Raw genomic sequence first — 13,218 nt, 5'->3', positions numbered from 1 at the left:
ATCCCCCACTAGTGCGCATCGGCGATGTGCTGCGTGCCGATCCGCTTGCGGAACACCCAGTACGTCCAGCCCTGGTAGAGCAGCACCAGCGGCGTAGCGATGGCGGCACACCAGGTCATGATCTTCAACGTGTACGGACTCGACGAGGCATTGGTGACCGTCAGGCTCCACTCCTCATTGAGCGAGGACGGCATGACGTTCGGGAACAGCGTCAGGAACAGCATCGCGACCGCGGCCACGATCGTCACTCCGGACAGCGCGAACGCCCAGCCTTCCCGGCCCACCTGGTTCGCTCCGATCGCCGTGACCAGCGACAACACGGCGACGACCATCGCGACCAGGCTGCTGCCATCGCCGTGCGAGACCTGGGTCCAGATCAGGAAGGCGAGCGCCAGCGCCGTCGTGAGCAGACCCAGCCTCAGAGCCAGTGTCCGCGCCCGCTCCCTGATCTCCCCCAGCGTCTTCAGCGCCGTGAACACCGCACCGTGGAAAGTGAACAGCGTCAGCGTCACCAGCCCGCCGAGGATCGCGTACGGATTGAGCAGGTCGAAGAAGGTGCCGACGTACTCCATCTCTCCGTCGATCTTCACGCCGCGCACGATATTGCCGAAGGCCACGCCCCAGAGCAGAGCCGGCAGCAGCGAGGTCCAGAAGATCGCATGCTCCCAGTTGGTCTGCCACCGCTCCTCGTCCCGCTTGTGCCGGTACTCGAAGGCGACACCGCGCACGATCAGACAGACAAGGATGAGCAGCAGCGGCAGATAGAAGCCGGAGAAGAGCGTGGCGTACCACTCCGGGAAGGCGGCGAACGTCGCGCCGCCGGCGGTCAGCAACCAGACCTCGTTGCCGTCCCAGACGGGCCCGATCGTGTTGATCAGCACCCGCCGTTCGGTCCGGTCCCGGGCCAGCAGCTTGGTGAGAACACCGACCCCGAAGTCGAAGCCTTCGAGGAAGAAGTAGCCGATCCACAGGACGGCTATGAGTACGAACCAGACGTCGTGAAGTTCCATGCCTCAGCAGCTCCTTGGGCCTCAGTACGAGAAGGCCATCGGCCGGTCGGCGTCACGGTCGTCGCCGCCGATCTTGGTGGGCGGGTTGAGGTCGGCCTCGGTGAGCTCGGGCGGTCCGGCCTTGACGTACTTCACCAGCAGCCTGACCTCGATGACGGCGAGCACCGCGTAGAGCAGCGTGAAGACGATCATCGAGGTGAGCACCTCGCCCTGCGAGGTACCGGGAGAGACCGCGTCACGCGTGCGCAGCACGCCGTACACCACCCAGGGCTGACGGCCCATCTCGGTGAAGATCCAGCCCCAGGAGTTGGCGATCAGCGGGAAGGCCATCGTCCAGAGCGCGATGATCCAGTACCAGTTGGTGAGCCTGGGGTTCAGCGCCTTGTTCCGGAAGAGCACCAGATGCGGCACTTCGTCGTCGCCCGTCCGCAGTGCGGCCGGCAGCAGGAACTTCCTCCGGGTGAGCCAGAGCCCGATCAGACCGATGGTGAGTGACGCCATCCCGAAGCCGATCATCCAGCGGAAGCCCCAGTACGCGACCGGGATATTGGGCCGGTAGTCGCCGGGCCCGAACTTCTCCTGCTCGGCCTTGTTGACGTCGTTGATGCCCGGGACGTACGAGGTGAAGTCGTCGTTGGCCAGGAAGGACAGCAGTCCCGGGATCTCTATGGCCACCTTGTTGTGACCTGCGTCGACGTCCCCGTACGCGAAGATCGAGAAGGGCGCCGGCGCCTCGCCGTCCCACAGTGCCTCGGCCGCGGCCATCTTCATCGGCTGCTGCTTGTACATGACCTTGCCGAGCAGGTCGCCGCTGACAGCCGTGAGCAGTCCGGAGATCACGATGGTGACCAGCCCGAGCCGCAGCGAGGTCCGCATCACCGGGATGTGCTTCTTGCGCGCCAGGTGGAAGGCCGAGATGCCGACCAGGAACGCGCCGCCGACCAGGAAGGCGGCCGAGATGGTGTGGAAGAACTGGGTGAGCGCGGTGTTCTGGGTCAGCACATGCCAGAAGTCGGTGAGTTCGGCCCGCCCGCGCTCCTCGTTGATCCGGTAGCCGACCGGGTGCTGCATCCAGGAGTTGGCGGCCAGGATGAAGTACGCCGAGAGAATCGTGCCGATCGAGACCATCCACATGCAGGCGAGATGGATCTTCTTCGGCAGCTTGTCCCAGCCGAAGATCCACAGCCCGATGAAGGTGGACTCGAAGAAGAAGGCGATCAGCGCCTCGAAGGCGAGCGGTGCGCCGAACACGTCACCGACGAAGCGTGAGTAGTCCGACCAGTTCATGCCGAACTGGAACTCCTGGACGATGCCGGTGACCACGCCCATGGCGATGTTGATCAGGAACAGCTTGCCCCAGAACTTCGTGGCCCTGAGGTACTTCTCGTTCTCCGTCCGCACCCAGGCGGTCTGCAGGCCGGCGGTGAGCGCGGCGAGAGAGATCGTCAGGGGGACGAAGAGGAAGTGGTAGACGGTAGTAATGCCGAACTGCCATCGCGCCAGAGTCTCGGGCGCCAGAGCCAGGTCCACGTCGGCTTCTCCTTACTCGCCGTGGTCACAGCGGCAGTTTGTCCCTCTGATCCCACCTATCCCGGGATAATCAGGACTCGCTTGTGAACGCGTTCACATTCACAAGCAATTATGACCCATACGCAATCCGAACCCATGAGCGGGGTACCCCTTCCGCCCGGACCTGGGGGCGACGGCCGTTTTCGAGGCCGCAGGACAACGCACTCGCGCCCGCCCTGCGGCCCCACCCGATCTCGCGCTCGAGACGGTCTAGAGCTCCTTGCGGAACGCCTCCGCGGTGTGCAGGAAGAGATCGTTCGCCTCGGTCTCGCCGATCGTGACCCGTACGCCCTCACCCGCGAACGGCCGCACCACGACACCGGCCTTCTCACAGACCGCCGCGAAGTCGACCGTGCGCTCGCCGAGCCGCAGCCAGACGAAGTTCGCCTGCGTCTCCGGCACCGTCCAGCCCTGCTTGACCAGGGACTCCGCCACCCGGACGCGCTCGGAGACCAGCGAACCGACCCGGCCGAGCAGCTCGTCCTCGGCACGCAACGAGGCCACCGCCGCATCCTGCGCCAGCTGCGAGACGCCGAACGGCACCGCGGTCTTGCGCAGCGCCGCGGCCACCGGCTCATGAGCGATCGCGAAGCCGACCCGCAGCCCCGCCAGGCCGTACGCCTTGGAGAAGGTGCGCAGCACCGCCACATTGGGGCGGTCGCGGTAGATCTCGATGCCGTTCGGCACATCGGCGTCGCGGATGAACTCGCGGTACGCCTCGTCCAGCACCACCAGCACATCCGACGGCACCCGGTCGAGGAACCGCTCCAGCTCGGCCCGGCGGACCACGGTGCCGGTCGGGTTGTTGGGGTTGCAGACGAAGATCAGCCGGGTCCGGTCGGTGATCGCGCCGGCCATCGCGTCCAGGTCGTGCACCTCACCGGCGGTCAGCGGCACCTTCACCGACTTCGCGCCGCTGATCTGGGTGATGATCGGGTACGCCTCGAAGGACCGCCAGGCGTAGATGACCTCGTCACCCGGGCCCGATGTGGCCTGGAGAAGCTGCTGGGCCACACCCACCGAGCCCGTGCCGGTGGCCAGATGCGAAACCGGGACCCCGAAACGGTCCGCCAGCTCGTTCATCAGGCCGGTGCACGCCATGTCCGGGTATCGGTTGAAAGCGCCCGCGGCGGCGATCACGCTCTCCATCACACCCGGCAGCGGCGGATAGGGGTTCTCGTTGGACGAGAGCTTGTACGCGACCGGGCCACCTGTGGCAGCGGGCTTGCCGGGCTTGTAAGTGGGAATGCCGTCCAGCTCGGCGCGCAGCTTGGGGCTCGTCTCGCTCACCGCAGGTCCTCCTCGACCGTCCGTACACATCAGTACCAATACTGCTCACCTTAAGAGGATTCCGGCCCGCTGCGAATGGGCGGCGGCAGGGAAGGTGCGGGACCGGCCGGGAAGGCGCCGAGAGAGGGGGAGCGCTCCTGACTGTGGCGCGCGCCGGTGGCTCACTCCGTAGCGCGCATCCCCCGTAGTGGTGAGTTGAGACCTCTTCGAAACATGGACCATTCGACAGGCCGATACCGCCCGGCGCCCCCGACGCAGCTACGTATAGGATCAACTCCCTTATTTTCCAAGGGAGTTGGGTGACCATCACCTTGCAGAAACGTGCCTGTCAACGAGTGAATATGCGACCGGCCTTACCGACCGCGCGAGCCCTACTATCGGCTCGCCATGACAGCAGCAGGGAAGCACCAGGTGAGCCGGACGGACACATCCCGCCGGGGCAGCCGGCAAGGCCGGGCGGGCATCCGAGACGTCGCCGCCGCAGCCGGTGTCTCCATCACGACTGTCTCGGACGCGCTCAACGGCAAGGGCCGGCTCCCCGACGCCACCCGCCGGCATGTCCGCGAGGTCGCCGATCGACTGGGCTATCGCCCGTCCGCGGCGGCCAGAACGCTCCGTACCGGCAAGTCCGGACTGATCGGACTGACGGTGACGACGTACGGGGATGAACCTTTCACCTTCACGGAGTTCGCGTACTTCGCCGAGATGGCCAGAGCCGCGACCTCCGCGGCCTTAGCCCGCGGGTACGCCCTAGTCATCCTTCCGGCTACATCACGCCATGACGTCTGGTCGAACGTCGCCCTCGACGGCACCGTCGTCATCGACCCCTCCGACCACGACCCCGTCGTCACCGAACTCGTCCGCCAGGGCCTGCCCGTCGTCTCCGACGGCCGCCCCGCCGGGACGCTTCCGGTCACCGCCTGGGTCGACAACGATCACGAAGCGGCCGTACTCGGTCTGCTCGACCATCTCGCCGAAGCCGGCGCCCGCCGGATCGGCCTCCTCACCGGCAACACCACCGACACCTACACCCGCCTGTCCACCACCGCGTATCTGAACTGGTGCGAGCGGGTGGGCCAGGACCCGGTCTACGAGTCCTATCCGGCGCACGACCCGTGTGCCGGAGCCGTCGCCGCCGACCGGCTGCTCGCCCGCCCGGACCGGCCCGATGCCGTCTACGGGCTCTTCGACCCCAACGGCACCGATCTGCTCGCCGCCGCCCGACGGTACGGCCTGCGCGTCCCCGACGACCTGCTGCTGGTCTGCTGCAGCGAGTCGACCGTGTACGCGACCACCGAACCGCCCATCACCACGCTGTCGCTGAAGCCGCGCAGGATCGGCACGGCGGTCGTCCAGCTCCTCATCGACGCCATCGAGGGAATCGACGAGGACCGGCCGGTCGAGCAGGTGATACCGACGGAATTGATCGTCCGGACGTCCTCGCAGCGTCGCCCTCCGCGGACGACCGTGAGCGCCCCGCGATCCCCATCACCGGACTAGACCTTCCGAATTGGGGCGAAACAACCCGGCGCATCAGGGGTGCAGATGGATTCACCACCCCTGGTGCGTCACACAGCGCGGGGCTCATTCCTATGATGGGCGGACGACACCGCGGACCACCCCGACCAGGCTGGGCCGAGAGGTGAACGGCGGCGCGACGGTGGTGGAGGGGTCGATGACTCAGGGGGCCGGTCAGGGACCCGTGGTGCGGACGGCGACATTGCGCGATTTCCGCGTTCCGCCGTACGCACAGGTTCCCGTGCAGTCACAGGCGCCCCAGGAGGAAGCCGGAGCGCCCCAGTCCGAACATCCCGGAAACGCGGTCCCGAAGGGCGAGGCCCCGGACGGCTACACGCCCACCGAGCGCGATCTTCCGGTGATCACCCTCGGCGGCCCCGGCGACACCGTCCAGGTGGAGATCACACCGGACGAGTCGCCCGAGGGCCTCGGCCCTCTGTACGTCGTCGGCGACGTCCACGGCTATCTCGACGAACTCGTCGAGGCTCTCACCGCACAGGGCCTCATCGACGCGGACGGCAACTGGGCCGCGGGCCATGCCCGCCTCTGGTTCCTCGGCGACTTCACCGACCGCGGCCCCGACGGCATCGGCGTCATCGATCTGGTCATGCGGCTCTCCGCCGAGGCCGCGGCTGCCGGCGGCTACTGCAAGGCCCTCATGGGCAACCACGAGCTGCTGCTCCTCGGCGCCAAGCGCTTCGGGGACACCCCCGTCAACTCCGGTGCGGGCACTGCCACTTTTCAGGCGGCCTGGCTGCTCAACGGCGGCCAGAAGTCCGACATGGACCGCCTGCAGGACGTCCATCTGCAGTGGATGGCGCGGCTCGACGCGGTGGTCGAGGAGGACGAGCATCTGCTGATGCACTCCGACACCACCGCATATCTCGACTACGGCTCCACCATCGAGGACGTCAACGACACCGTCCACGCGATCCTGACCCGCAACGACGCCGACGAGTGCTGGGATCTGTTCCGCAAGCTCACCAAGCGCTTCGCCTTCCGTGACGAGGCCGGCCCGCAGGCCGTACGCGAACTGCTCGCCGCCTACGGAGGCAACCGCGTCGTGCACGGCCACAGCCCCATTCCGTATCTGCTCGGCGAAGTGGGCACGGAGGACGGCGAGGACGGAGCGCGTCCGGTTGTCGAAGGACCGCATGTGTACGCGGACGGTCTGGCGATCGCCATGGACGGCGGCGTGACCATGGCCGGAAAGCTTCTTGTCGTCCAACTCCCGCTGCCCAACTGAGCCGCCCGCGACACGCGATTTACGGAAACCCCCTGTCACCACGTGCTGTAACCGCTCTACCATCGGCTTATCCGTAGCAGGCTCTCCTCCGTTTCCGCCCAACCGCCCGGTCGACCCGGGCAATCCGGGCCCTACGGAGCATCGGGGGATGCACATGAACAGCGCTCCGCACCTGCTGACCGAGGACCGCGCCGAGTACGAGCGCATCCTCGACGACGCGCTGCGCAACGCCCATGACAGACCGGATCTCGCTGCCGTGGGGCAGCGACTGAACGCCGAACAACTGCGCACGATGGCCCTGAACGCGACGGCGCTGATCACCACGGCCGCCGCTGCCGAGTACGAGCACTACATCAAGATCCGCGAAGAGATGCGCGCGCCCACGTCCGTGGCATCCGTGCACAACTCCGTGCTGGCCCCCGCGGCCGGCGAGGCGGCCGAGCGCGGCGCCGGGTTCGGCGCCGTCATCGCGGTGCTGGCTCCGGTTCTCGCCGGGACGGCCGCGCTGATATTCCTGCTGGTCGGCTACATCCTGAAAATGCTCAGCCCCACTCCTGCCTTCGCCGAGACCATGGTGGCCGCCGGCTGGTTCTTCGGTGCGCTGACGGCGGCCGCGATCCTGGCCGCCGCCATCGGACTGCTGATCACGGCGCTGCGCAACGGCGCGACCCAGCTGCCCGCCGAGGAGATGACGGGCGAACTGCCCGACGAGGTGGCACGTGCCAAGGACGCCTGGCGGCACGCTGTCCTGGAACGCGGCCTCCTGCCGTTCCTGCGGGCGGCGCTGGCTGATCCCAGCGCCGACCCGAAGTCCGCTGCCCCGCCGCGCCATGTGAGCCGGATCCCGAAGGTCGGCTACAGCGGCCCGGACTACTCCAGCCCGAGCGAGGGCTCGACGGCGGGACAGCGGCCCACCTTCACCAGCCCGGACTTCACGAGCCCGGATTTCGGCGGCCCGGAGCACCAGCCGGAGTGATCTCTCACCTTCCTGCCCGGAACCGGTGCTTCACGGACCGATCTCGAACTGAGGCGGCTGGACGCCGGCGATGCATCCGGTGTCCGGCCCGGTCGGACTGTCGAAGAACGAGAGAGTGATCGCTTGTGCGCACGGAGACGCAGCGAAGGTCACATGGGCGGTGTAGGGGACCGTCACCACCGTGGCCCGGCTCAGCGTTCGGGCGGCGTACGCACCGTTGCTTGCCCCGGTCTGGGAGTCGAACCCGCCCGACATGACGAGGGTCGGGATTTTGCTGCGGGTGACCTCCCGGAACGAACGCGGCGCCGGGGGGACGTCCCAGGCACGGCAGTCCGCGTGGAGGAAGGGCAGCTGCGGACCGTTGGCCAGCACGGAGCGGGGGAATGACGGGAACGCACGCCGCCCGGCCCGGATCACGTCCGCCTCGCTGTCGAACGGTGTCCACTCGCTGCAGAAAACGCCGTAGGCGAGCCCGTGGCTGAGCCGCCCGATCGCCTGTGGGCTGTACTTGCCGTTCACCCACTGATCCGCGATCCGCTGCGGATTGCCCTGGGCCAGCTCGTCAATGGAGCGGGGCACTCCCGCCGCGACGTGGGTCGCCGATGTCATCCAGTTGACCAGGGCTCCGCCGTCCAGCACCGCTTTCACCGGCGTCGGGCGCTCGGGGATCGTGACGTTCGCGGTGACCGGGCGGGCTTCGAGCTCGCGGACAAGGCGTTCGAACGTGGCGGGCAGCTGTGGATAGCGGCCCGCGCAGGCGGGCTGTTGGGCGCACGCCCGGAACAGACCGTCGAAGCCCTCCCGGGCGCTGCTCCAGGTCAGGCTCGGCCCCGCCAGTGACGGCGGCAGGACCCCGTCGATGCCGACCGACCTGATGCCCTGCGGATGCTCACGCATGTACGTGAGCGCCAGGTCGGTCCCGTAGGAGATGCCGAACACATTCCACTTCGCGAGGCCGAGTGCTCGGCGCAGATCGGCGTAGTCGGCAGCGCTCTCGGTGCTGTTGTAGGCAGCGAGGTCGACGCTGCGACCCGCCAGCTGCTGACGGCAGGTCCGCGTCGCCTCGACATGCAGACGTTCGGTGGACCGCGCACCGAAGACCAGGCTGGTCACGCGAGCGTTGAACTCGTCGATGTTCGGGCAGGTGAGCACCGGGTCGGCCGAGTAGGTCCCGCGCTGGGACATGAAGATCACGTCTCGGTGGCGGTTCAGGCCGCCGTCGATCGCCATCTGGGCCTCGCCGACCGCGTCGTCGCCGGGCCCTCCGGCAAACCACACGATCGGGTCGGAAGCCGGCGTGCTCGTGAGCGCCGGCACGATCGCGACCCCGAGGGTGATCTTCCGCCCGTGGCGCCGCCCCCGGTCCTCGGGCACGGTGAGCGTTCCGCACCGGGCTCCCTCAAGCGCCGGGATCGGGTCCGCGGTTCTCGGACAGGGACCCGGAACGAACCGGGCCTCGCCCACCGTCCGGGCGACCGTGCCGACCGGCGCTCCGTCGCGGGGCTCGGCCTGGGCGGAAGTTCCGAGCAGGCCCGTGACGAGGGAACCGATCGCGACCGCGGCCAGGGTGGCCGGGAGCCGTCGCACTACGTGGCGGCGGCGGGACGCGCGTGTGGACATCATCTGGACTCCAGCTCAGGGATGATCGTGAAAGGTTTCGGCGTCAGGGGTGCCACACAACTGGTGTCGGGCGAGACCGGATTGGCAAGGAACGAGGCCAGGACGTCCTGCGCGCAGGGCGACTGGGGGACGACCCAGTGGCCGATGCCGGGAATCCGCACAACGGTCGAGCGGGGCAGCGTACGGGCGGCGAAACGCCCCCACTGCGCCCCGGTCTTGGCATCGAACGTCCCCGAGACGACGAGCGTCGGCACCTTGCTGAAGGTCGTCATGCGATGGAAGGCGGTGCGGTCCGGCACGTCCCACGCGCGGCACACCTGCTCTTGGAAAGGCAGCTGCGGGGCCTGCGCGAGAACCGTGTCCGGCCACCCCGGGAAGGCCCGGCGGCCCGCGTTCAGCAGGTCGGCCGCCGAAAAGCCCGGCACCCACTCGGCGCAAGCCACCGACTCCGTGAGGCCGTAGGCGGTCTCACCCACGACGGGATTCGCGCCGGCCGCGCGGGCCTGCGCGAAGCGCTGCGGATTTCCATGGGCGAGCTCTTCGAGCGCCGCGGGGACGTCGACGGCCGGGACGGCGTTGGCGACCAGCAGGTTCGCCAGCGCGCCCCCGTCGAGAACGACCTTCACCGGGTCTCCTCCGCCCGGCGGCGGCACGCTCAGCCTCAGCGGGTGCGCCTCCAGCCTGCGCACCTGCTGCGTCAGCGTGCGAGGCAGGTCCGGGTAGCGGTTGCGGCACAGGGGCTGGGCCGCGCATGCCGCGAAGATGGTGTTGATGCCCTCCTGGGCGCTGCTCCATGTCCATGGCAGGCTCACGACCCGCGGCGGTACGACCGAGTCGATCGCCACGGCCCGGATTCCCTGGGGGTGCTCGCGGAGGTAGGTGAGGGCCAGGTCGGTGCCGTACGAGTACCCGTAGACGTTCCACCGGGGAATTCCCAGCGCCTTGCGCAGATCGGCGAAGTCCGTGGCGTTCTCGGTGGTGTTGTACGCGCTCAGGTCGGTCCCGTCGGCCGCCAGACGATCGCGGCACTCCTTCATCGCGCGCACGAGGAGCCGGCCCGTCGACGGCGCGTCGTAGCGCAGCCCCACGGCTTCGGCGGAGAACGCGTCCACCTCCGGGCAGGCGAGATTCGGCTCTGAGAAGCGCTCTCCGCGCTGGGCCATGACGATCAGATCGCGATCCCGGTTAACACCGGCACCGATCAGGAAGGGAATGTCCCCGATCGCGTCGCCTCCGGGACCTCCCGTCATGAACACCACCGGTTCCTCGGCGGGTGTCGCCGAGGCTGCCGGAATGATGGCCACGGCCAGCCGGATGGTCCGCCCGCCGTGATCGGCCCGATTCTCGGGGACCTCCAGGAACCCGCAGCGACCGGCGATCGGCTCGGGTGTCACCGGGCAGGGAGCAGGCGCGAACCGCGGCGGATCACCTCGGGAGCCGTCGACGGATGGTGCGGCGGCACTGCTCGGTGCCGGGGCCACAGCACTCACGAACGCCAGGACAGCTGCGACGACCGCCGCCCCGGTGAGCGTGCGCCCGAAGCGCCGTCGTACGCCGCGGCGCTGCGCCCGCGTGCCTGCGGTCCTGCCGCTCTCCTGAACGGCCGAAGGGCCGCCCGAACCAGTGCTTCGCTCAGCCATGTGATCCCATTCGTCCGGCGACGTTCACAGCCGTCCCCGCCCGGGCACCGCCACGTGGTTCCTCACGCCGGCAGGTCGGGGCGGACACCGCGTGGTGCAGCATGCGCACGCGCGCAGGCGGATCACTCGGCAACACGCGACGCCCGGGCCACGGAGTCGCCCGTCCCGCGCAACGCCGCGGATGCCACGGCAACCGGAAGGCGTCCAACGGCGCGGCGCGACTCCGGCAGGACCGCACGCCCGGTGACTACGAAGGCTCGCCGACACGACGTAGCGCCGTCCCGAGAGGCTCTCGCTTCTCGGGACGGCGCTACGTCGTGTGCGTGCGGCTCGTCGTCTGCGTGCGGCGTGCGGCTGTGCGGGTCAGTCGGCGATCGGCAGATAGACGCGGTTGCCCGCGGCGGCGAACTCCCGTGACTTCTCCGCCATGCCCTCCTCGATCTCCTCCTGCGACTCCCCGTGCTGCCGCCGGATGTCCTGCGAGATCTTCATGCTGCAGAACTTCGGACCGCACATCGAGCAGAAGTGCGCGGTCTTCGCCGGCTCGGCCGGCAGCGTCTCGTCGTGGAACTCCCGTGCCGTGTCCGGGTCGAGGGCCAGATTGAACTGGTCCTCCCACCGGAACTCGAAGCGCGCGTCCGACAGCGCGTCGTCCCACTCCTGAGCGCCCGGGTGCCCCTTGGCGAGGTCCGCCGCATGAGCGGCGATCTTGTAGGTGATGACGCCGGTCTTCACGTCGTCGCGGTTCGGCAGACCCAGGTGCTCCTTGGGCGTGACGTAGCAGAGCATGGCCGTGCCCCACCAGGCGATCATCGCCGCGCCGATGCCGGAGGTGATGTGGTCGTACGCGGGGGCCACGTCCGTGGTGAGCGGGCCGAGCGTATAGAACGGGGCCTCCTCGCAGATCTCCTGCTGGAGGTCGATGTTCTCCTTGATCTTGTGCATCGGGACGTGACCAGGTCCTTCGATCATCGTCTGCACGTTGAAGCGCTTGGCGATCGTGTTGAGTTCGCCGAGTGTGCGCAACTCGGCGAACTGCGCTTCGTCGTTAGCGTCCGCGATCGAGCCGGGCCGCAGGCCGTCGCCGAGGGAGTACGTCACGTCGTACGCGGCGAGGATCTCGCAGAGCTCCTCGAAGTGCTCGTACAGGAACGACTCCTTGTGGTGCGCCAGGCACCAGGCCGCCATGATCGAGCCGCCGCGCGACACGATGCCGGTCTTGCGGCGGGCCGTGAGCGGCACGTACCGCAGCAGCACCCCCGCGTGCACCGTCATGTAGTCGACGCCCTGCTCGGCCTGCTCGATGACCGTGTCCTTGTAGACGTCCCAGGTCAGGTCCTCGGCCCTGCCGTCGACCTTCTCGAGGGCCTGGTACAGCGGCACCGTGCCGATCGGGACCGGTGAGTTGCGCAGCACCCACTCACGCGTGGTGTGGATATTGCGGCCGGTCGAGAGGTCCATGACCGTGTCCGCGCCCCACTTCGTGGCCCAGGTCATCTTGTCCACCTCCTCCTCGATGGAGGAGGTGACCGCGGAGTTGCCGATGTTGGCGTTGACCTTCACCAGGAACCGCTTGCCGATGATCATCGGCTCGATCTCCGGGTGGTTGACGTTGGCCGGCAGCACGGCGCGGCCCGCCGCGATCTCCTCCCGTACGACCTCCGGAGAGACGTTCTCGCGGATCGCGACGTACTCCATCTCCGGCGTGATCTCGCCACGACGGGCGTACGCGAGCTGGGTGACCGCCGCTCCCGCCCGGCCCCGGCGGGGCTGGCGCGGACGGCCGGGGAAGACCGCGTCGAGATTCCTGAGGCCCCCGCGCGGCGAGGTGTGCTTGATCCCGTCGTCCTCGGGACGGACGGGACGGCCCGCGTACTCCTCGGTGTCGCCGCGGCCGATGATCCAGTTCTCCCGCAGCGGCGGAAGTCCGCGGCGGACATCGGTCTCGACGGTGGGGTCGGTGTACGGCCCGGACGTGTCGTACAGCGTCACGTCCTTGCCATTGGTGAGGTGCACCTGACGGACCGGCACCCGGAGGTCGGGGCGCGAGCCCTCGACGTATCCCTTGTGCCAGCCCGGCGTGCGCTCCGCCTGGTCGACGGCAGGCGTGCGTGCATCCTGAACGGTCATGAGACCTACTCCCTACGCCGGCATTACCCGGTAACAGGTTCGGCGGTCGACGCAGCGGCTTCCGTCCGGAGGCGTTTCACGTGAAACGCCACAGGGACGGAGGTCAGCGTCCTCTCAGCCCGGTGCTCCGAGCTCCCGCGTGTGCAAAGGTGCCACCACGCTAGCGCCACTTCTGGCGTGCTGAACAGAGGCCCCCTTCCCGTTCTTGCGATGATCGGT

At 68.4% G+C, this 13,218-nt stretch carries 9 protein-coding genes and 1 riboswitch; of the genes, 3 read left to right on the top strand and 6 right to left on the bottom strand.

Features of this window, described 5'->3' with window-relative positions; all coding sequences use genetic code 11:
- Window positions 1-8: 8 nt before the first annotated feature.
- The 3 genes from cydB to hisC form a co-directional block, all read right to left on the bottom strand.
- On the bottom strand, window positions 9-1,010 hold the full coding sequence (gene cydB / locus ACH4YL_RS06150; protein WP_398505300.1) for a cytochrome d ubiquinol oxidase subunit II: 1,002 nt from the start codon (window positions 1,008-1,010) through the stop codon (window positions 9-11).
- Window positions 1,011-1,031: 21 nt separating this feature from the next.
- Window positions 1,032-2,540: a cytochrome ubiquinol oxidase subunit I gene (locus ACH4YL_RS06145; RefSeq protein ID WP_398505299.1), complete on the bottom strand. Its 1,509-nt coding sequence runs from the start codon at window positions 2,538-2,540 to the stop codon at window positions 1,032-1,034.
- 249 nt (window positions 2,541-2,789) lie between these two features.
- Entirely contained in the window at window positions 2,790-3,869 is a 1,080-nt protein-coding gene (gene hisC / locus ACH4YL_RS06140) for a histidinol-phosphate transaminase (protein WP_398505298.1), read from the bottom strand.
- 387 nt (window positions 3,870-4,256) lie between these two features.
- Between hisC and ACH4YL_RS06135 the strand changes: the two genes are divergently transcribed.
- The 3 genes from ACH4YL_RS06135 (at window position 4,257) to ACH4YL_RS06125 (ending at window position 7,609) form a co-directional block, all read left to right on the top strand.
- A complete protein-coding gene (locus ACH4YL_RS06135) occupies window positions 4,257-5,369 on the top strand; it encodes a LacI family DNA-binding transcriptional regulator (protein ID WP_398505297.1) in 1,113 nt (370 codons plus the stop codon).
- 160 nt (window positions 5,370-5,529) lie between these two features.
- Complete coding sequence (locus tag ACH4YL_RS06130; protein WP_398505619.1) at window positions 5,530-6,633, top strand: metallophosphoesterase; 1,104 nt, start codon at window positions 5,530-5,532, stop codon at window positions 6,631-6,633.
- A 148-nt stretch (window positions 6,634-6,781) separates the two neighbouring features.
- On the top strand, window positions 6,782-7,609 hold the full coding sequence (locus tag ACH4YL_RS06125) for a hypothetical protein (RefSeq protein ID WP_398505296.1): 828 nt from the start codon (window positions 6,782-6,784) through the stop codon (window positions 7,607-7,609).
- Window positions 7,610-7,639: 30 nt separating this feature from the next.
- Here ACH4YL_RS06125 and ACH4YL_RS06120 read toward each other — a convergent pair whose 3' ends face one another.
- The 3 genes from ACH4YL_RS06120 to thiC all read right to left on the bottom strand — a co-directional run bounded on the left by ACH4YL_RS06120 (window position 7,640) and on the right by thiC (window position 12,999).
- Entirely contained in the window at window positions 7,640-9,232 is a 1,593-nt protein-coding gene (locus ACH4YL_RS06120; RefSeq protein ID WP_398505294.1) for an alpha/beta fold hydrolase, read from the bottom strand.
- Window positions 9,229-10,869 carry an alpha/beta fold hydrolase gene (locus ACH4YL_RS06115; RefSeq protein WP_398505292.1) on the bottom strand — a complete coding sequence of 547 codons (1,641 nt, stop codon included), beginning with the start codon at window positions 10,867-10,869 and terminating at the stop codon, window positions 9,229-9,231. The genes ACH4YL_RS06120 and ACH4YL_RS06115 overlap by 4 nt, the downstream gene beginning before the upstream one ends.
- Before the next feature lie 363 nt (window positions 10,870-11,232).
- The gene (gene thiC, locus ACH4YL_RS06110; protein WP_398505290.1) at window positions 11,233-12,999 is read right to left on the bottom strand and encodes a phosphomethylpyrimidine synthase ThiC; all 1,767 of its coding nucleotides are present in this window, start codon (window positions 12,997-12,999) and stop codon (window positions 11,233-11,235) included.
- Window positions 12,992-13,148, bottom strand: a riboswitch (TPP riboswitch). (Overlaps the previous gene by 8 nt.)
- Window positions 13,149-13,218 lie beyond the last annotated feature (70 nt).

The organism is Streptomyces sp. NPDC020681 (assembly GCF_044334895.1).
Lineage (GTDB): Bacteria > Actinomycetota > Actinomycetes > Streptomycetales > Streptomycetaceae > Streptomyces.
The sequence above is the reverse complement of the archived record's forward strand: the minus strand, read 5'-3'. Positions and strand labels throughout refer to the sequence as shown.